Here is a 19,545-nt window from a genome sequence, read left to right on the forward strand (position 1 = left end):
CGGGTAAGTCTTCTCCCCACATTGCCGGGGCGGCGCACCACATTTCTACCAGGCGAATCGATGCACAACCCTCGACACATCAAACTGAGTGGCATGGCTGAAGGACCAGTGCGCGTCCTGGCCGATGTATCGGTCAGTGACCGCAACGGGAATCCCTCCTCCTGGATCACCCTCACCCGTACCGGACACTTCTCCGACCCTCGCTATGGCGAGTTCGACATCACGCACAGCATGCTGATGAAGATGGCGGAGAACTTCAACAACGGGGTCTTCGGCCAGGATGTTTTCATTGATGTCGACCACAAGCCTGGCAACGGCGCTGCAGCGCGCATCCTCGCCGTCCGCATTGAGGGCGATCGCTTCCGTGCCCAGGTCGAATGGACCCCCTACGGCATCGACGCGGTGAAGAACAAGGGATATCGGTATCTCTCGCTCGAATATCACGAGCAGTGGCGGGACAACGAAAAGCAGCTCAACCATGGGCCGGTCATGCTGGGCGCGGGCCTGACCATCAGGCCAGTCATCAAGGGCCTTGACCCTATCCGCCTTTCTGCCGGTACCGATGATGGTATTCCGGTCTTCATCCACCCCGAACTGCACTCAACCCTACTCCAGGAGCAAAAAATGAAGTATGCAGAATTGCTGCGCAAGCTGACCGATGCCCTGAAGGCACGCAAGCTGGCCGCCCCGATCATCGACAATCTGGTGGCCACGGCGACCAAGGTCATCGAACTCGCCGCCGACGAAACCGCCGCCCAGGAAATCGTTGATCGCTTCGATGCCGCTGGCCGCGAGCTGGCAGAACACGCGTCCCAGTCGGTACAGCTCTCCGTCAACATCCCGGAAGGCGTGGCACTGAGCGCTGACGATGTGAGCCGCCTGCTCGCCCAACAACTCGACGAGCGTGAGCGCCAGCGCACCGCGCAAGCTGCCAGCGTCGCAGCCAATGAGCGTTTGCTTTCCGAGCTGATCACCGCTGACCAGGGCCTGGACGAAGACACTCGTGTTCTGCTGTCCGAACAGAATCGCCCGCTGGTGGCCGGGATGACCGAGGAGCAAGTCCGTCAACTGGCCGCCGTAGCGATCGCGGGCGGCCAGCGCGAAATCGCCGCACGCCGTCTCTCGTCCATGGGCTTCCCGGCGGCCATCGGCCAAGTACACCAGCCCAACATCGTGGTCGTCCACGATGACGCCATCCGTCTCTCCGGTCAGTATCGCGAGCGCCTGGCTCTCACCGACCTCCACCGGCAAGGACGCCTGCGTCTGCTGCCGACCGAGACGACCTTCATCGAGCGCGTGCTGTCGTGCTTCGATCAGCTGCATGGTCAGGAGATCTCGACGGAAGCCAAGATCCTGGCCGGTGGCACCGTGAACATGGGCAACACCAACCTGCCGGTGGGCTTCCGCCGCGAGGTGATCCGCGAAGCCCTGTCGGACCTTCGCGTCCTGGATCTGGTGCAGACGCTGACCGATTTCCAGGCCACCACCACCACCCAGATTCCCTACGAGCTGCGCGACACCTCGGCTATCGTGAACGATGCCATCGTGTACGAAGGCAAGCCGATCCCACCGGCCGGCATCGGCCAATACATGGACACGGCCTACATCCTGCCCATGAAGCTGGCCATGGTCATCACCAACGAAGTCGTCCACTTCAGCCAGGCCTCGGCCATCAACTGGGACGCGATGGCACGCAACATCGAGTCCAACGCCCGGATCCTGCGTGAGCTGGTCTGCCGCCGCATCATGAACCATCTGCAGCGGGCATCGGACAGCTACGCCGCCGTTCCCGTGTCGGCCGAATCGTTCGCCTCGCAGCTGGATGGCACGAAGTCCACCATCAAGACGGCCAACTTCCCGATCGTACGCCAGCATCAGGACCGTGATCTCCAGGGTACCGCGATCGGCAATGCCGAGAACCCGATCACCATTGTGCTGAACGGCACCACCCTGCTGCCCTATGACGGTACCGGTGAGCAGGCGGCGGGCACCTATTACCGCGTGACCAGCTTTAACCTGGGCTATATCCAGTTCGTGAACCAGGCCGGCGCCGCCGTGACTCCCACTGCGACCAGTGCCTGCACGGCATCCTACTCGCGCGCCACGAACGTGATGAAGTTCGACCTGGATGTGCCGGCCGGTGTGACCATGGAAGTTCACCTGAATGGCCTCCTGCGCGCTGTCGGGTCTCGCAAGGCCATGATGTCCGGCCAGCGCTATGTCGAGCCGGACTTCCTGCTGACCTCGCCGGTGCTGCACGACACCATGACCAACGCGGAGCAGTTCACCGCCGCCGGCAAGCGCAACGGCAGCGACACGACCAACGACGGTGACCTGGAACGCGTGAAGAACATCCCTGCATTCGGCACCAATGCACCGGGCGTGGACCTGGGCGACGAGCGCATCCTGATCGGCCAACGCGGTCTGCTGGGCTACACCATCGCCAAGCCGTTCGTCACTGGCCAGCCCTTCGAAATGACCGACAGCCAAGGTCGTCCGATCGGCAAGCGCCAGGCCTACGGCGAGGAATACAGCGCCATCAAGGTGCCCAAGCCGGTGGCTAATCGCATGACCTCGGTGCTGGCCTACAGCGCGAGCAACCGTTAATCACGGACAACCCCGCGAGCGTAGAGGCGAAGCCCCCGGCACTGGCCGGGGGCTTTTGAGCAACCAAAGGAGAACAACATGGGTATGGTCCCGTACACGAACGAATCCGAGAAATTTGAACACCTGGGCGGCACCACTATCCCGCCGGGCGACACCCGCATGGTGGACGAAACCTTGGTACCGGGCTACGAACCGGCCGCTGATAAGCCGGCTGGCGTCGCTGAAGGCGGTGCCTCCGACGACGGTAAGGACGAGCAAGAAAAGCTGCTGGCTGCAATCACTGCGATGCTGGCCCTGAACGTGCCCGATATCCAGGCGAAGCTGCCCGATCTGAGCGACAAGGAGCTGGACGCCCTGGAGCTGGCCGAATCCGGCAGCGAAGGGAAGAACCGGACCACGCTGCTGCAGGCCATCGCAACTGAAAAGCTCGGCCGGGTGAAGTAAAGCCATGGCTGGAACGATGTCCATCGCCGATCTGCAGGAGGACCTCAAGTTTTCCTTGCGGGATTCCGCTGAAGTCTTCGACGAGGACGACGCCTTTGCACGCCTCCTGCGGACTGCAGCGATTGCCTTCAACGACGAGCGCCCCCGCACGCTATTCGCCGAGGTGAGCATCCTGATGGGCGTGGACACCTACCCAGCCCCGGCAAATATGTATCGCTACAAGGCCGGCATGTGGGGCCGCAACTGCCGCCTGCAGACCTGGGATCCCGGATGGCCTGGAGCCGCACCCGACTTCGTTGCAGTCGAGGAGGACTCGGCGAATGGACCGGTAAAGCTGCTGCGCCTTGACGCCATGCCCACCTATCTGCACCTGCAGGCTTTCGGCTCGACCTTCGGCTTCTACTACCTGGCGAGCCACCATATTGACGAGCAGGCCTCCAAGACGACGATCAGCCCGGGCGATCGCGATCTGCTGATCTTGAGGGCCCAGGCAGAGGCCATGCGGGAAATGGTAATGCGCAACATCAAGAAGCCGGTGCAGCAGCGCGACGGATTGAACTCGGCGCCGAAGAACATGACGCCCTCCGCGTTCTACGACAAGCTCATGGAAGAATGGACGCGCCGCGTCCGGAGGCTGGCAGCATGACCTCGATCAAGATCGAATTGGACCGGGCTATCCTGGGCCAGGTCCCCGGCAAGCTCTCCAACTTCAGCACGGTACTGGACAAGTTCGTGCAGCGCGCCGCCACAGAAGCTGGACGGACGATGAAGCTGGAGGCACCCAAGGCCCTCACAACCCTGACCAACAGCGTCGTCGTGGAGCGTGAGGCGAGCGGCAGCTATCTCATCCGCCCGACAGCGAACTACGCGGCCGCCGTGAACGCAGGGGCGCGGCCGCATAAGCCGCCCCTCATGCCCCTGGTCCTGTGGCTGAGATACACGAAGCGCGTTAGCGATCAGCATGAGTTGCAGCGGCGCGCGCGTGGGCTGCAGCGCGCCATCGCGCGCAATGGGACCCGTGCCAACCCGTTCCTGCAGCGCACTGCCGCTGCTTCCCAATCACGCGCAATGCAACTGATGCGACAAGGCGTTGCGCAGGCCGCCAGTGAGGCATTCTCGACATGAGCAACATCAGTCCCGAAGACAGCCTTCTCGACAGTTTTGCGGTCTCGCTGGCCAATGCCTGGCCCGACCGCCTGGTCACCCGCGCGTTAAAAGACTTTGCTGATCGGAAGCCCGCGGATCTCAAGAAGGGCATTTTTACCGTCATCGCGGATGGCCTGCCTGCTGGCGATCCCGAATTCCAATTCATGAAGTTCCTGGTCGTGGGCCAGATCGCGGTCGGCGAGAAGGAAGGCGGATCCGCCATTGAGAAAGCTGAACTGAGCATGCACCACCAGGTGCGCACCTTCATTCAGCGCATGCTACGCGGTCCGGAGCTGAAGATCGGCCCGGTCGAGCAGTCTGCCCAGCTGGAACAGCCCTACGGCTGGATCTCGATTGCCATCACTGCCGGCCCGTACGACGCCACCGAACCGCTGACCGAGGACTACCCTCTTGCCGGCCTGACCGACTTCCTTCGCTTCCGCGGGGACATCGACATCGGCCGGCCCCACCAGTCGGGCGAGGTGCAGCGACAGTGGTTGGAAGAGCCACCGAATTACCTCAACGGCGCGCCCGACGCGCAACTCGATACCGATTTATCTGGGAGCCCCACATGACCATCAAGAAAATCACGCCCGTTGGCGAAAAAATCATCCCCATGCACGACGGCAATGGAAATCTTCCCGAGGAAGGCAAGAACCTGGTGCTGAACAGCTACTGGTACCGCCTGGAGGCCGACAAGGATGTCTCCTTCGAGGACCCTGACCCGGATCTGCCCGGCGGCGAAGAGCACCACGCCGAGCAGTAAATATCTGCCGGCCTATCCGCAACCACCAAGGAAACAATCATGACCGACAACGTCAGCTTCCGTGAAATTCAGGACGACCGCCGCGCCCCTGGCGTCCTCATCGAAATCGGCACCGACCGAGCCGACACGGGGCTCCCGGCACTGCCGCACCGCATGGTGATCTTCGGCCAGAAGCTGAGCTCTGGCAACGCGACACCGAACGTCGAGACCCAGATCTTCGGCGCCGCCGATGCCCTGGCGCTGGGTGGCCGCGGATCGCTGGTGCACCAGATGGCCATCGAAGTCTTCAAGGGCTACCCCACCGCGAAGGTCACGGTCGTTGTCGCTGCAGACCTCTCCGGCAGCGCTGCGGCCACCGGTACCATCACCGTCTCCGGCACCGCCCAGGAGAGCGGCGTGATTCCGCTGTACATCGACGGGACACGTGTTCAGATCGGTGTGACCAAGGGGGACACTGCAGCGGTGGTCGCCGGAAACATCGCCACCCAGATCAATGCCAATGGGGACTTGCCCCTCACAGTGCCTGTTGCACCTACCGGCGCGGTGGTCAACATGACCGCCCGACACAAGGGCGAGACTGGCAACGAGCTGGACGCACGCGCAGCGTTCTATGCGGGCGAGAAGCTGCCGGCCGGGATCGCTCTGGCCTTCAGCGGCATGAGCGGCGGCGTCGGAAACCCCGATGTCGGCCCACTGCTCGGAGCCATCCGTGGCAAGGATCGCCTGCGCCTGGTCTGCCCCTATATCGACTCGGCGAACCTGGCCGCCATCGAGGCAGACTTCGCTGACCGGTACACCGCCGCCAAGCAGCAGGAATCGCACGTCTTCGGCTGCGTCTCCGGCTCCTATGGTACTTACAACACCTTCCTGAACGGCCGGAACAGTCCGCACTCCAGTTTCCTCCCGCGCGAGGGCAACATGCTGGCCCCTTGGCGCCTCGCTGCGCGCGCAGCCGCCCTGGCGGCGAAACGTGGCGCCAGCGATCCCGCTCGTCCCTACACCGACATGGAGATGACGGGCATCCCCGCCCCTGCAGAGGCTGACCGCTTCGACGAGAACACCAAGGAAACGCTGTTACGCAACGGTGGCTGCAGCTTCCGCTATGGTGACAACGACGGCACCATGCGCATGGAGATCGTCGCGACCACCTACAAGACCACCAGTGCCGGCGCACCGACCAAGGCCTATTACAAGCTGCAGAGCAAGTGGGGCGCGGATTATTTCCGCTTCAGCTGGCGCAACATGATCCTGACCAAATTCCCCGACTACAAGCTCGCCAACGACGGGACGAACTATGCGGCGGGTCAGGCCATCGTGACGCCCAAGGTCCTGACCATGCACACGATCGCGCTGCTGCGTGATCTCGAATTCGCGGGTCAGATCGAGAACGTGGACCAGACCAAGGCCGCGTTGTTGATGCTGCGCTCCAGCTCGAACGTCAACCAGGTCAATGCCGTCGTCTCGCCGGACCTGGTCAATCAGTTCGACATCTTCGCGGCCCGGGTTCTGTTCATCAACTAGCAATACATCTCGGCGCGCGGTGACCACCGTGTGCCCAGCGCATCTTAGGAGATAGAAATGTCGGAAATTCTCTCGCGCCAGAAGATCACGATCGATGGCATCAAATATTCGACCAAGCCGGGCAGCACGCAGGTTGACGTCGGGGGTGAAGACAACGAGCAGGTCGTCGACGAGGAGGGCAATACCCATACCTCGGGCGTCATGAAGGGCGGATCCCTGGAGACCACCATGATTGCCATCGCCGGCCTGAAGCTGCGCACCATCCAGGCCGTGCGCAACGCCACCATCGTGATCGAAGGCAACAACGGCCAGGACTACATCATGCGTAACGCGCGCTGCGGTACCGCGCGCGTGATCGCGCAAGGTGAAGTCAAGGCAACCTTTTTTGGTGATGTGGAGGAAGTTTAAAAATGGAAGATACCAACGAGATCACCCTGCAGCGCCAGTTCAAGCACGGCATGATCATCGGCAAGCAAAAGACGAAGCACATGGACTTCGTCGTGCGCGAGGCCAGCACCATGGACATGCTGGAAGCTGAGATGGAGGCGAGCACCGCTACCCCTCTCAACTTCAACACCCATATGGCCGCGCGTCAGCTGGTGCGCGTGGGTGACTACGAGGGCCCGTTCACCTTCAATATGGTTGCCAAGCTGCACCGCGATGACTGGGCCATCCTGCGCAAGGCCATCCTCGAAGTGAACGAAAAGGGGGAAGACGAGCCAGCGGTGGAGCAGACCGACTAAGGGCTGTCCTGCTGCTGGCTAAGGCCACGGGCTGGTCGGAGGCTGAGATACTCTCGATGCCTCTCCCCCGCCTGCGCTTCTACATCAATACCCTGACCACGAAGAAATCATGAGCAACAAGGAAGACATCTACCTCCGGATCAAGGCCGATGACGCCGATGCCTTCCGTGCTGTTCAGGCCTTCGTGGCCAAGACCGGAAAAGAATTCGACAAGCTTCCCAAGTCCATCGGCGCTGTCGACACCTCGGTCGGTCGGCTGACCAACCGCGTCGACCAGATGGGCCGCAGCCGCGGTCCAGATGCGCTGAACAAGGGCCTTGCCAAACTGCCCGATGTGGTGAAGCGCCTGACAGGTGGAATTGATGCCCTCTCCACAAAGGTCGACAAGCTGGGAAACAGCAACGGCCCCGCAGCCCTCTACAAGGACTTGGCCAAGCTGCCCACCATGGTGCAGCAGCTTGCCGGCAACATTGCTACCTTGTCGGTAAAGGTGGATGACCTCGGCCGCACCAGTGGTGCCAAGCAGGTGGGCCGAGATCTCAACGAAGCGAAGAACCAGGCATCGGCACTATCCCGGGCACTGGACGGCGTGAAGGCGGCAGGCCGTGCCGCTGGTGCGGTGGTCGCCGGGATCGCTGCCGGTAAGATGGTCGTCCAACCCCACATCGATCGCGCGGTCGACTACGACACCCAGCTCAGCCATCTGGCCAACGTCGCGCTGGCCGACAAATCAGTGGCCGAGCGTATTGCCGGCAAGAGGGACCTGGACTCCACCATCGTTAGCGCTCTGCGCTATGGCGGCGGCACCCGAGAGCAAGGCGTCGAGACCTTGTCACGGATCCTGGGCTCAGGCGTTATCAGCGACGGCGACGCCAAGACGATGCTGCCTTCCGTCATGCGCGGTGCCACTGCCTCCGGTGCGACGCCTGACCAGATCGCCGACATCGGTATCCGCTCTATGCAGAACTTCGGCTTTAAGGCGGAGGATCTGCCGCGGGTACTGGACATGGCGATCAAGTCAGGGAACCTCGGTGGCTTCGAGCTGAAGGACATGGCCAAGTGGCTTCCTGCGCAGATGGCCGAAGCAGCTACCCTGGGCATGAAAGGCGAGCGTGGCCTGGCACAGCTCCTCGCACTCAACCAAGCCGCGATCACGACCGCTGGCAGTACCGATGCAGCCGGCAACAACGTGGTGAACCTGCTCTCCAAAATCAACAGCAGCGACACCCAGAACGACTTCAAGAAGCAAGGCATTAATCTGACCGGCAGCTTGCAGGCGGCGGCCGGTCAGGGCATTGATCCCATCACGGCCTTTAGCATGCTGGTCGACAAGGTGATGTCCAAGGACAAGAACTACCTGGCGCTGGAGCAGCGCCGGCGTACCACCAGCAATGCCGGTGAGCGGGGCGAGATCCTGGAGAAGCAGCTCCAGCTTGCCGAGGGCACGGCTATCGGCAAGGTGCTGCAGGACAGACAGGCGCGCAGCGCGTTCTTGGGGTACAAGAAGCAGGTCGATTCCTTCAAGACCCAGGTGGACGCCACGGTGAACGGGGGCGCCGACGGCACCACGGCGGGGAACTTCGCGGTGATCAGCAGCGGCTCGGGCTTCAAGAGGTCGCAAGCGGAGAATGAAACGCTCAATGCGCAGAATACGGCGATGCAGAAGCTACTCCCTGCTTTGGACCGTTACTGGGAGGGGCTGACGAAGACCGCGCAGGAACACCCTGTGCTGACGGCGGCGATGGAAGGCGGGAAGATTGCTGTCTCTACCTTGGCGGCAAGCGCAGGCGCTGCGGCGGCCGTGCTGGCCCTATTGGGCAGGAACGCCAGCGCCGCAGCGGGCGTGGCCACCGCCAGCCGTGCCGTTGGCGCTGGGGGCATTCCCTTTGGTGGCTTCAAGGGCGCCATGAAGGCGAACGCCGCGGTGGCAGGCGCAGCGACCCTCTTGGACGTCTATGGCATCGCCAGTAACGATCAGCTCACCAGCCAGCAGAAGAAGATCGGTTACACCAGCGCGGCCGGCGGCTTGTTGGGTGGTTTGGGAGGTGCAGCGGCAGGTGCGGCCATTGGCACGATGATCTTCCCTGGCATCGGCACGCTTGGTGGTCTCTTGCTCGGCGGCGCGCTCAGCATGGGCGGCAACTACCTTGGCAGCAAGGCTGGCGAGCTGGCCGGCCAAAGTATGTTCAGCGAGCCTTCGGGTGAGAAGGTCTCCCAGGCATTGGCCGACAGCATCAAGAGCAATCCCATTCAGGGCCAGCTCGATATCAAGATCGCCATCGATGACCAGGGCCGAGCGTATGTGGCGAACAAGACTTTCCAAGGCCAGAACTTGCGCGTCGACACTGGTCCGCTTATGGCCTATTAGGATCCCGTGCCGTGGTAGGATTCTGCAAAAACGGGGGATTCTAATGAAGAAAAACATTGCACTTCTACTGGCAGTATGTATCGGCAGTGTCGTGATGGTCGCATCGGTCGCCGTCGCCATCGCTCTTGTAAAGAATGGCGTCGAGGGGAAACTTAGTACTCTTGAATTCGTTGTCGAGATGGCTAAGGCCATTGCCTGGCCAACAGCATTTGTGTTTTTCGTTACGATGTTCCAAGAAAGTATTTCTGACATCGTGCGTAAAATCCAGCGCGTCGTACTGCCTGGTGGTACAAGCATAGATATCGTTCAGGTCATCGAAAGAACGGCAGAGGCAGCTGCTGCGTTAGATTCGGAACAAGCAGCGCAGGCTATCCCAGGTGGTCCTGCGAATCGTGACCAGGCAGAACCTGCACCCTTAAGCGCTGACAGCAACCTCCCCCAAGCTGCAGCTGATTTGCCTCCGCAAGAGACAAAAATCGACGAGGCTGCTCGTCTGTCGTCGAAGGGGCAATCAGAACGCACACCTAGCACCGCAACATCGCACGAAAAAATTATCGTCTCCGAGAGCGAGGAATTTGATGAGCATACGGAGCCGCGCTCACTCCTTACCTCGCACAACCCGAATGTTGTCCTTGTTGCCATCGCGAGCGCAACCCGAGAGCTCTGGAACGCCGTCCTTCCTGATCAACAGGCTCCTCGTTCGATGACGCAACGATGGCAGATTCTTAAGTCTTCGGGCGCTCTTACAGATGCGGAACATCAATCGTTGCAAGCACTGTTCGTTTCGCGCAATAAGCTCAACCACGCTATCAACGGAGATGATGATCGGCTCACCCACGCAGCGCTTGCAGGATTCCGGAATCTGGCAGCTCGTATGTTTATTTTGCTTACGCAAAGGACCTCCTACTATCGAAAAGCAAATTCGAAGGAATAGCTTCATTAATGACGGTATTTCATTTTCGGAAAAGCGAAACTCGACAAACATTCCCATCGGGGATAATATTTGCGTCCGGTGCGTAGAAAACACCTGAATAACAAGCGGCCTGCCACCCCGAAAGCTCGTGGTATTTTTTTCGTCCCTTGATTTGATCAACGGGCGGGATGCGGCGGCACATACAAGACCCGAAAGGGGAAAAACGTCGGCCGGCTTGTTACGGTTTTCTACCATCCCGCCCACCCGCGTAGAAACGGGTGCCATGAGCCTCAACAAGGAGCAACCATGCCAGCTACCCCAGCATCTGGCAGGCCATCGCCTGCCGATTCGATCCCCGTTTCTATAAAAATTCTCTCCGACCTTCGAGGCCAGATTGCCGAGGTCCACATCGCTCTCGACAGCCTGGCCATCCTGCTCAGGCGCAGCCAAGATAACGTGGAGCACGGCTCCGGCATTCTCCTAGGGATGTTGGTGGAGAAGCTTGAGAAGGCTGACAGTGACCTGACTCAACTGGCGCTCAGCGGCTAACACAGCCCCCCCTGCCCGTGCATTGACGGAACGGGGAAACTCGACACCACTTCATCGTGCATGTCGAGATCCCCGTGGACTTCCGAGAAATTCTTCAGCCTGCTTCCTTCCGTGGCATTCCCTTTAAGGTGAAGGCTGCGGAAGTCGCCGTGGGCCGCTCGGTCGTCGTGCACCGCTTTCCTTTCCGCCGCCCATTCGGTGAAGATCTCGGCCAGGACACGACCGAGATCATCGTCGATGGCTTCATCATCGGCGACGAATACCTCAATGGCCGAAACAAGCTGATCAAGGCGTTGCTGCAGCCTGGTGCCGGCACTCTGGTGCATCCAACCTTCGGCTACCTCGACGTCAAGCTGGTGGACAAGACGCGCCTGCGCGAACAGTTCATCGAGCAGCGCGGCATGGTCAGCTTCTCCCTGAAGTTCATCGAAGACAACGACGAAGACGAACTTCTCTCCCAGGTCGATACACAGCTCGCCGTCGACGCCGCCTGTGATGCGGCCTACGCATCCCTTGAATCAGATTTCGCAGACAACTTCAGCACCGAGGGGATGCCCGGCTGGTCGATCGATTCCATCACCAGCGAGATCAACGCCGCCGCGGACAAAATTGCCAGCCTGCGCCAGCAGATCAGTTTCAACCTCACGGGACTATCATCGCTCGTCCTGGCCGGAGAACAGTTCAAATCGAACCTGGTCGGCCTTCTGGCCACGCCAAACGCCTTGGCGACGGAGTTGGGCTCGCTGGTGCGCGGGATCGTCAACCTGTTCGATTTCTCTGCAGCCCAGCAGTCGGTATTCGGCGAATCGTCAGCTGTGCGGCGGCCTATCAACCAACTCCTGGGCTTCACGTCGTATGGGTCGACCCGCCCAACGATCGCGGCGACGACTCCCGTGCGCGCCCAGCAAGCTGCCAACCAGGCGGCGGTTTTCACTCTCCTGGCCCGCGCCGCAGTCATTGAAGCGACCCGTGCATCCACGTTTGAGGTCTTCTCCAGCATGGATGACGCAGTCGAGATGCGCGACACCCTTTATGCGGCCTTGGAAGAGCAGATCCTTGCTGCATCGGATACCGTCTACCGTCCGCTGCTGGACGTTCGTGCTGCCATGGTGCAGGACATCACCGATCGTGGTGCCGATCTGGCCACCCTGGTGGCTACCACCCTGACCGCATCGATGCCTGCGTCGGTCCTCTCCTATCGTCTGTATCGTGACGTTGTCTATGGCGACGAACTGGTTGAGCGCAACCAGGCGAGCGCAGAGCTGATCCACCCGCTCTTCCTGCCGGCGTCTGTACCTCTAGAGGTGCGCCGTGTCTGATGGTATCGAGCTGATCATACGCAGCGCCGTGTACGGCGGTTGGAAGAGCGCCGCCGTGCAGACCGGCCTGGAGCAGTCATCCAGCCGCTTCAGCCTTCACGTGGCCAGCCGCTGGTCGGAGAAGGTCGACCGACGCCGCATCTACGCGGGTGATGCATTCTCCTTACGGATCGAGGGCGAGACGGTGATGCAGGGCTTCGTGGATGATGCAGAGCCTTTCGTCACCGATGAGGACTACGGCATCAATGTCACTGGCAGAGACACCACCGCAGATCTGATTGACTGCTCGGCAATCTACCGCTCGGGCCAATGGAACAATGCAAAGCTCGATCGCATCGCCCGCGACGTCGCCAGTCCCTTCAACATTCCCGTGGTGGTGGACGTCGACGTCGGTGACCCATTCCCAAGCTTCAACATCGAGGAAGGCGAGCGAGCCTTTGAAACGCTCGACCGGGCCGCGCGGATGCGAGGCGTTTTGCTCACGACCGATGGCACCGGACGCCTGATCCTCACCCGTGCCTCAACGGGCGCTGCAGTCGCTAATCTCACCCAGGGTGTTCACCGCATCAAATACGGGTCTGTCATCACCTCTTGGAAAGAGCGATACAGCAAGATCATCGTCAAGGGCCAGGGCAAGGGCAACGACAGTGAGTTCGGCGCGGCAGTCGCGCACGGATCCGCTTTTGCCGTCGACACGGCCATCACTCGCTACAGGCCCCTCGTGGTGATTTCAGAGCAGCATGGAAAGGGGGTCAACTTTCAGGCGCGCGCGGAATGGGAGCGCAATATCCGGCGCGGCCGTGGCACGCGTGGTCGATTCATCGTGCAAGGCTGGCGCAACGATGCCGGGAAGGTATGGCGCCCGAACATGCTGGTCAATGTCCAATACCCCGCATTGGACATCAGCGAGAACCTCCTCGTCGTGAAGCCGGACTTCTTCCTCGACGAGCGTCGAGGAAAGGTCACGGAGCTGCAGTTCGCGCACCCGTCGGCCTTCGAAATCATCGCCGGGGTGAAGGCCACGCGCCTCGGCCGCCGCGCCACCGGTGCCAACGGCATGGAGGTGAACAAGAGAGAAGCGCGGCACCGCGCGAAGAAGGATAAGGACGCGGTGGGCGAGATCGTAACCTTCGAGACCGGCACGTACATCGGAGGGAACCATGATCGATGAGTTGCGCCGTCTCCTAAGCCCGCTCGAACGAAAGATTCGCCTTCTTGCAAGTCGTGCCGTTCTCACGGTCCGCAGCAGCAATGCGCTCATGCAGGTGAAGGCCCTTGAAAACGAGCCCCGCGATGGAGTCGAGCTGTTCCAACAGTATGGCTTCCGCTCCGCGCCCCAGGCCGGGGCCGAAGGCATTCTCATCGCGATCGGCGGCGTACGCGATGCGGCCGTCGTGCTTTGCATGGATGACCGTCGCGTGGCTATCGCTTTGCAGGCCGGCGAGGTGGCCATGTACACGGACGAAGGCGACTCCATCCATATGAAGCGCGGCAGAATCGTCGAGGTCACGACGGAGACATTCGTCCTCAATGCCAGCAAGAAGGTGATTCTCAATTCGCCCGAGGTGAAATCCACGGGCACGATCACGGACCTGAGCCTGGGGAACAGCGTCACGGTCGACCAGCTGCGCCAGCACCAGCTTGACCATACGCACCATGTCAATGGGACCAACGCCGAGAGCAATCCACCCACGCAGGGGCTGTCATGAGCGATATCGCGACAGTCTTCGTCGACTTTACGACCGGGGCGGACTACGCCCTCGACGGCGTGCTGCTCCAGGATGACGATGGCCTGGTCACCGCTGTGGTCATGTCCCTGTTCACCGATGCTGAGGCCAAGGTGGATGACGTTTTACCCGATGAGACCAGCACAGACCGCCGAGGCTTCTGGGGTGACCTGTTCCCAACCGTAGAGGGTGACAAGATCGGCTCCCGCCTCTGGCTAAACGCTGCAGCCAAGCAGCTGAAGTCCGTGCTCCGCACAGACGAGCGATACGCGGCAGAAGCCTTGCAATGGCTGGTCGACGATGGGATCGCAGAAGGCCTGGAGATCACAGCAACCAACCCGAGAATGGGCGTTCGCCTGCTGGAAGTCAGAATCACGCGCCCTGACGGAAGCACCTTGCGCCTCCAATTCCAAAGATTGTGGGAAAACACCTATGGCTGACTTCGATATTCCCTCGCTCCGCAAACTCATCACGGATGCCGAGAGCGATATCCAGGGCGAACTCCCTGGTACCGATGCCACCATCCGGCGCCGGAATCTGAACGTGCTCGCACGCGTCATGGCAGGCTTCACGCATGGCATGTATGGCTTTATCCGGAATTTCCTCAAGCAGTGCCTACCTTGGAGCAAGGGCTTCTTGCTGCGCCAGTGGGCGGAGATCTGGGGCATCTACCAGGAGCCACCAGTGTCTGCGACAGGCATGGTTACGTTCCCTGCAGCGGATGGGAAGGGAATCGATGTCGATCAGAGGATGCAATCTGATGCAGGGCTCGAATACGCCGTCGTGGTTGCCGGCATCGCATCTGGCGGATCCGTGTTGGTCCAAGTCAAAGCGGTGACTGCCGGCGCCGCCGGCAACCTCGCAGCAAGCTCCAGGCTGACCTTGCTGACCACCGTTGAAGGGGTAACGGCTGACGGTCTCGTGGGCAGCGACGGTTTGACCGGTGGCCGGGAACAGGAGTCTATCGACAGCCTCTGGGCTCGTTTCCTTGCACGTGTTCAGAAGCCTGCCCATGGCGGGAATGCCGATGACTATGTCACGTGGATCAAGGAATCGGGCGTTGGCGCTACCAAAGTGTGGGTGCGCAGTGGCCTGGATGGGCTCGATACCGTGCAGGTCTTCTTCATCTGTGAGAACAACGCTGACAGCATCATCCCCTCCTCTGGCTTGGTGGCCCAGGCCCTCGCCTATATCCAGGACCCGAGCCGCAAGCCGGTCGCGGCCTCGGTCGGGGTGTATGCGCCGACGCCGAAGTATTTCGCTCCGACGATCCGGGTCGTGCCCAACACACCTGCGGTCAGGAATGCAGTGCTCGTTCAACTCAACGACCTCATCACCCGGGAGAGGGATCTCGGTGGGAAGCTTCTTATTTCTCATATCAATGAAGAGATCTCCCTGGCTGATGGGGAGACAGATCACACGCTGATTTCACCGACTGCGGATATTCAGTGCGCGGCGAACGAAGTGCTGGTGATGGGCACGCCACAGTGGACCGCCTGAGATGGAAACCAGAAGCCAAGATGAATACACCCAGGCGCATGCGCAGTTCATGCCCACCGGCCTCGCGTGGCCCCGCAAGCGAACATCGGTACTCATGCGCCTGGTGCGGGGACTGTCTGCCGCAGCTCCCCGCGTGGAGTCCTTGCTCAACGCCATTGCACGAGAACTCGATTCGCGCAGCGCGAGCATCTTGCTCGGCGACTGGGAAACCTTCACAGGCCTCCCCGATGAATGCACCACTGCAGAGGCCACCGTTTTCGAACGGCGCGCCGCTGTCACTTCCAAGCTTGTCAGCACCGGCGGAGCCAGCGCCGAGTATTTCATATCGATTGCGGCAGCGATGGGCCGCCCTGGTGCGACCGTCGAGGAATTCCAAGTTCGCCGCTTCGGAAGCCGACTCGGAACCCGCTTCTACGGGATCCAGTGGCGCAACGTCTGGCAGATGAGTGTCCCCGGAGACGGCTACATCCCCAGGAGATTCTCGGATCGCTTCGCCGGCCTGTTCATGCAGAGCAGCAACGGTGCGTTGGAGTGCCGCGTGTTGAAACTGAAGCCAGCCCACACCACGGTCATCTTTAATTACGAGGGATAACGATGGACTACCCCAAAAGTCGGGCAAGCGAGCTCGGTCTCTACAACGGAAAATTTACGAGCGGAATACCTGGGCTCCGGCCGGCGTCGGTCGACGATGCCGCTTTCATGAACGAACTGGTCGATTCGATCTTGGCAGTGCAGGTGGCAGTTGGCCAGGTCAATGCAGAAGGCGATGTAAATCAGCTCTTGAATGGGATCCGTGCTCTCATCCAGAAGCAGGTGATTCTTGACGACGTCGGCACCGCTGCTAACACCTATGCCGGGGCCAACACAATTCCTCTGACGACTGAAACGCTCGGTCGCGGCCGTGAGCAGCGGATCGTAATCGCCCGGAGCAACACCGGCGCAAGCACATATGCACCTGATGGTCTCACCGCGAAGAAAATTCTTAGCATCGACATGCGCCCCCTCAAGGGAGGGGAGCTGCTGGCCGGTAGCATCGCGACGCTCTCATACTCCCCGAATGCAGATGGGAATGTCGGAGCCTGGGTTCTACAGTCTTGCAATGGCGTCCCACCCTCCTCGCCCAACATCACTGGCACGGTAAGGAACGCCTGGATGAATATCGGTGCGGGGAGCACTACTGGCAGCTTCGCTGCAGATGAGATTGTGCTCGCTGCAGCAATTGGTGGTGCACATTACAACCTCGGCAACTTCAATGCAGCTTTCAATCTTGCAACCGTGGGTATTGGCGGCATGGATGCCGGAGCACCACCCGCAAACGGCTTCCTCGCTCTATATGCCGCATACAACCCCATCACGAGCGAGTCGGGAGTCTTTTGGCAAAATGCCAGTTCCTCTAAGGTGCCAGAAGTATACGGGGGCGCGAACCGGCCTTCCGGCTACACAGTCACTGCGCTATGCAGCGTCTGGCCCACGGATGCAAATGGCAAGCTTGTCGCAGGTTATCAGCGCGCGCGGAACATCAGTATCACCAGGAAAACCGTACTTACGACGAGCGTTCCCGCCCCATCCATTACGCCCATATCGATTGCATCCGCTGTTCCGCTCAATGCGGTCAGCGTTACGGGTGACTTTCAAGTTCTCGCTTCGAACTCCGCAGACAGCGCAGGTGCGTCTGTAGCGTGTTCGCCACTGGCCCTTCAAGCAGTGAACGCATCAGGCTTATATAACGTCCAGCCTCCATTCTTCGACATGCCGATCATCACAAATCGGACGCTGTACTACGGAGCCACTGTCTCCGGCAGTTCCAGTATGACCGCCATCCTGAATATCTGCGGATATTCGTTCTAAGGGCCGCACCATGAAAGTTCATGTCCAGTTCGCCGATGAAACGGCTGCCGAGATCGTCGCATTTTTCGCAACGGCTCAAGACCCAAACTTCTATCCAAACCAGGGAGAGGTCGAAACCTCTGATGATCGTTATGTCCACTACTGGAATTCTCTGCCGGCAGCGGTAAGGTCCGACCTCCCCTCGCCCAACTAGGGCGCAACAGTCCCTGTATCTGCAAGGGAAATTTATATCCAGGAGAAGTAATGTCGGACGATCAGATCAGCCAAGAACGAATACCAGTAGTCAGGGAGAGCCGCTTCTTTGACACGCGAATCAATTTACAAAATCTCATTTGGGGTCTGGCTGGCGCAGCGGCAATGATGACATTCGCTTGGTTTCAGCTCGTGGGAGATGTGCGTGAGCTGCGAGCAGACTATCGCAACAAAGAGGCGGCTCAGGACGAGCGCATGACCCGGATCGAGCAATCTGCTCAGCAAGATCGGTCCGAAAACAAAGAACGCTGGGGGCAGGTAGCGGCGGGCCTCAAAGAGATGAACGACAAGTTAGATCGGCAACGAGAAATGTTTGTTCAAAACAGCCCCATGGGGCGTCAAGAAATGAGGAGGTGGGTGAAATGAAGTCGATTTTTGCAGCTGAATGGGCCGCTATTCGCACCTGGTGGTCGGTCTGGATTGGTGCTATCTCAGCGGTCATCGTGACGGCCGTACCGATCATCGCCGATCACTGGCCCGATGTCGCTCCCGGCTTCGTCGCTCTCTTCCCGAAGCACGGCGAGCAGGTAGCGCCGGTGATCGGCCTGCTACTGACACTTGCCGCCCGCCTGATTAGCCAGCGAGCCGTAATCGAACAGGTACGCAAGATCTTCAAATCTGATGGTGGATCCAATGTTCAAGAAAAATAAATCGCTGATATCTATCGTTGGGGCGACGGTGGCGGCTGCGCTGCTCACTCTGGTTCCCAGATTCGAGGGTACCGTGTACACCACGTATCGGGACCCGATCGGCGTACTCACCTACTGCACTGGCGCGACGGAAAACGCAGCATGGGGAAAGACCTATACCCCGGCAGAGTGCCAGGCCCAACTGGAACGCGATCTAGCGAGACACGCTGAGGGGGTCATGGCATGTATTCATGTCCCTCTGTCCACCGGACAGAAGATCGCTTTCGTAGATCTCGGATACAACATAGGAACGACGGCCTTTTGTGGATCGACGCTCGCTCGGAAGGCGAATGCCGGCGATATGGCGGGTGCATGCGCAGAACTCTCTCGTTGGGTGCGAGCGGGTGGACAGGTTCTCCCCGGCTTGGTCAAACGCCGCCAGGCAGAGCGAGAGCTATGCGAGAGGAACGAACCATGAAATATCTCTCGTCAATCCTGCGCGATCTTGGGGCTGGTCGCCTCTCATTCTGGTGCCCCGGCTGTAATGACGCACATCAAATCTTGTACGGTACCGGATCAGGACCGCGCTGGGGTTACAACGGGAACGCAGACCTACCCACCTTCACGCCCAGCATCAAAGTAACGTGGTCGGAACCCAGCGACAAACCGGAGGAGCAGCTAGACGAGACCAAGGATATCGAGAAATGCTGCCATTCATTCGTGACGAATGGACAGATCGAGTTCTTGTCGGACTGCACCCATGCACTGGCGGGCACGACCGTGCCCCTCCCTTCTTTTCCACCCGGATGGGGAACATCATGACTATCACCGTAATTCTGCAGATCCTCTCCCTGGTCGCTGGCATCGCTGGTGCGCTGTTCGGATATGTGCGGCACCAGCAGGCGAAAGCCACTCAGGCCACCGCAACTGCCCGCGTCTCCGAATTGGAGAAGGCCGAGGCGAAAGCGGACGCAGCGGCCGCAACTGCCCGCGTTGACGCTGTAGCCGTACGGCAGCAGGTAGAGACGCAGAACGCAGCCAAATCCTCACAGGAGGTACAACATGAAATGGACCAATGGCGCATGTAGCGCGCTCATCGCTGGCATGGCCCTAGCGGCGTGCACCGCCGTCCCCGCTCCGCAAGCACCGGTGATAGTCACGCGGACGATCGACACATCCTGCGACCTGTTCAAGCCGATATACCCATCTTGCA

Annotated in this window: 25 protein-coding genes; all 25 read left to right on the top strand. The window is 60.3% G+C overall.

Translation table 11 applies throughout. The features are described from left to right. The first annotated feature begins 93 nt into the window (after positions 1–93). The 25 genes from JOD78_RS07385 to JOD78_RS07505 all read left to right on the top strand — a co-directional run bounded on the left by JOD78_RS07385 (position 94) and on the right by JOD78_RS07505 (position 19,420). Positions 94–2,607 (top strand): phage protease, encoded by a 2,514-nt coding sequence (locus JOD78_RS07385; protein ID WP_209570753.1) that lies wholly within the window; start codon positions 94–96, stop codon positions 2,605–2,607. A gap of 78 nt (positions 2,608–2,685) precedes the next feature. Beyond that, a complete protein-coding gene (locus JOD78_RS07390) occupies positions 2,686–3,051 on the top strand; it encodes a hypothetical protein (protein ID WP_209570754.1) in 366 nt (121 codons plus the stop codon). A gap of 16 nt (positions 3,052–3,067) precedes the next feature. Beyond that, positions 3,068–3,697 (top strand): hypothetical protein, encoded by a 630-nt coding sequence (locus JOD78_RS07395; RefSeq protein WP_209570755.1) that lies wholly within the window; start codon positions 3,068–3,070, stop codon positions 3,695–3,697. Beyond that, on the top strand, positions 3,694–4,176 hold the full coding sequence (locus JOD78_RS07400; RefSeq protein WP_209570756.1) for a hypothetical protein: 483 nt from the start codon (positions 3,694–3,696) through the stop codon (positions 4,174–4,176). The genes JOD78_RS07395 and JOD78_RS07400 overlap by 4 nt, the downstream gene beginning before the upstream one ends. Beyond that, complete coding sequence (locus JOD78_RS07405; RefSeq protein ID WP_209570757.1) at positions 4,173–4,772, top strand: hypothetical protein; 600 nt, start codon at positions 4,173–4,175, stop codon at positions 4,770–4,772. Before JOD78_RS07400 ends, JOD78_RS07405 begins: the two co-directional genes overlap by 4 nt. Beyond that, complete coding sequence (locus JOD78_RS07410) at positions 4,769–4,963, top strand: hypothetical protein (protein WP_209570758.1); 195 nt, start codon at positions 4,769–4,771, stop codon at positions 4,961–4,963. The genes JOD78_RS07405 and JOD78_RS07410 overlap by 4 nt, the downstream gene beginning before the upstream one ends. A 39-nt stretch (positions 4,964–5,002) precedes the next feature. Next, on the top strand, positions 5,003–6,484 hold the full coding sequence (locus JOD78_RS07415; protein WP_209570759.1) for a phage tail sheath C-terminal domain-containing protein: 1,482 nt from the start codon (positions 5,003–5,005) through the stop codon (positions 6,482–6,484). 57 nt (positions 6,485–6,541) lie between these two features. After that, positions 6,542–6,892: a phage tail tube protein gene (locus JOD78_RS07420; RefSeq protein WP_209570760.1), complete on the top strand. Its 351-nt coding sequence runs from the start codon at positions 6,542–6,544 to the stop codon at positions 6,890–6,892. 2 nt (positions 6,893–6,894) lie between these two features. Beyond that, on the top strand, positions 6,895–7,227 hold the full coding sequence (locus tag JOD78_RS07425; protein WP_209570761.1) for a hypothetical protein: 333 nt from the start codon (positions 6,895–6,897) through the stop codon (positions 7,225–7,227). 109 nt (positions 7,228–7,336) lie between these two features. Then, complete coding sequence (locus tag JOD78_RS07430; RefSeq protein WP_209570762.1) at positions 7,337–9,595, top strand: phage tail tape measure protein; 2,259 nt, start codon at positions 7,337–7,339, stop codon at positions 9,593–9,595. A gap of 43 nt (positions 9,596–9,638) precedes the next feature. Further along, positions 9,639–10,529, top strand: coding sequence for a hypothetical protein (locus JOD78_RS07435; protein WP_209570763.1), 891 nt, complete (start codon positions 9,639–9,641; stop codon positions 10,527–10,529). Positions 10,530–10,814: 285 nt separating this feature from the next. Then, the gene (locus JOD78_RS07440; RefSeq protein WP_209570764.1) at positions 10,815–11,057 is read left to right on the top strand and encodes a hypothetical protein; all 243 of its coding nucleotides are present in this window, start codon (positions 10,815–10,817) and stop codon (positions 11,055–11,057) included. A gap of 56 nt (positions 11,058–11,113) precedes the next feature. After that, a complete protein-coding gene (locus tag JOD78_RS07445) occupies positions 11,114–12,376 on the top strand; it encodes a DNA circularization N-terminal domain-containing protein (protein ID WP_209570765.1) in 1,263 nt (420 codons plus the stop codon). Beyond that, the gene (locus tag JOD78_RS07450; protein WP_209570766.1) at positions 12,369–13,547 is read left to right on the top strand and encodes a phage baseplate assembly protein; all 1,179 of its coding nucleotides are present in this window, start codon (positions 12,369–12,371) and stop codon (positions 13,545–13,547) included. The genes JOD78_RS07445 and JOD78_RS07450 overlap by 8 nt, the downstream gene beginning before the upstream one ends. Further along, entirely contained in the window at positions 13,537–14,085 is a 549-nt protein-coding gene (locus JOD78_RS07455) for a phage baseplate assembly protein V (protein WP_209570767.1), read from the top strand. The genes JOD78_RS07450 and JOD78_RS07455 overlap by 11 nt, the downstream gene beginning before the upstream one ends. Next, complete coding sequence (locus JOD78_RS07460; protein WP_209570768.1) at positions 14,082–14,543, top strand: phage GP46 family protein; 462 nt, start codon at positions 14,082–14,084, stop codon at positions 14,541–14,543. Before JOD78_RS07455 ends, JOD78_RS07460 begins: the two co-directional genes overlap by 4 nt. Continuing rightward, complete coding sequence (locus tag JOD78_RS07465; protein WP_209570769.1) at positions 14,536–15,603, top strand: baseplate J/gp47 family protein; 1,068 nt, start codon at positions 14,536–14,538, stop codon at positions 15,601–15,603. Before JOD78_RS07460 ends, JOD78_RS07465 begins: the two co-directional genes overlap by 8 nt. Before the next feature lies 1 nt (position 15,604). Beyond that, positions 15,605–16,195 carry a putative phage tail protein gene (locus JOD78_RS07470; RefSeq protein WP_209570770.1) on the top strand — a complete coding sequence of 197 codons (591 nt, stop codon included), beginning with the start codon at positions 15,605–15,607 and terminating at the stop codon, positions 16,193–16,195. A 107-nt stretch (positions 16,196–16,302) separates the two neighbouring features. Further along, positions 16,303–17,451: a hypothetical protein gene (locus JOD78_RS07475; protein ID WP_209570771.1), complete on the top strand. Its 1,149-nt coding sequence runs from the start codon at positions 16,303–16,305 to the stop codon at positions 17,449–17,451. Positions 17,452–17,461: 10 nt separating this feature from the next. After that, on the top strand, positions 17,462–17,644 hold the full coding sequence (locus JOD78_RS07480) for a hypothetical protein (protein ID WP_209570772.1): 183 nt from the start codon (positions 17,462–17,464) through the stop codon (positions 17,642–17,644). A 50-nt stretch (positions 17,645–17,694) separates the two neighbouring features. Next, positions 17,695–18,069 (top strand): hypothetical protein, encoded by a 375-nt coding sequence (locus JOD78_RS07485; RefSeq protein WP_209570773.1) that lies wholly within the window; start codon positions 17,695–17,697, stop codon positions 18,067–18,069. Beyond that, positions 18,066–18,353 (top strand): hypothetical protein, encoded by a 288-nt coding sequence (locus JOD78_RS07490; protein WP_209570774.1) that lies wholly within the window; start codon positions 18,066–18,068, stop codon positions 18,351–18,353. Before JOD78_RS07485 ends, JOD78_RS07490 begins: the two co-directional genes overlap by 4 nt. Beyond that, positions 18,337–18,810, top strand: a complete 474-nt coding sequence (locus tag JOD78_RS07495; RefSeq protein ID WP_209570775.1) for a lysozyme — start codon at positions 18,337–18,339, stop codon at positions 18,808–18,810. The genes JOD78_RS07490 and JOD78_RS07495 overlap by 17 nt, the downstream gene beginning before the upstream one ends. Further along, complete coding sequence (locus JOD78_RS07500) at positions 18,807–19,154, top strand: DUF6527 family protein (protein WP_209570776.1); 348 nt, start codon at positions 18,807–18,809, stop codon at positions 19,152–19,154. Before JOD78_RS07495 ends, JOD78_RS07500 begins: the two co-directional genes overlap by 4 nt. Beyond that, entirely contained in the window at positions 19,151–19,420 is a 270-nt protein-coding gene (locus JOD78_RS07505) for a hypothetical protein (protein ID WP_209570777.1), read from the top strand. Before JOD78_RS07500 ends, JOD78_RS07505 begins: the two co-directional genes overlap by 4 nt. The last annotated feature ends 125 nt before the right edge of the window (positions 19,421–19,545 follow it).

Origin of the sequence: Herbaspirillum sp. 1130, from assembly GCF_017833835.1 — a bacterium.
GTDB classification, from domain to species: Bacteria; Pseudomonadota; Gammaproteobacteria; order Burkholderiales; family Burkholderiaceae_D; genus Herbaspirillum; species Herbaspirillum huttiense.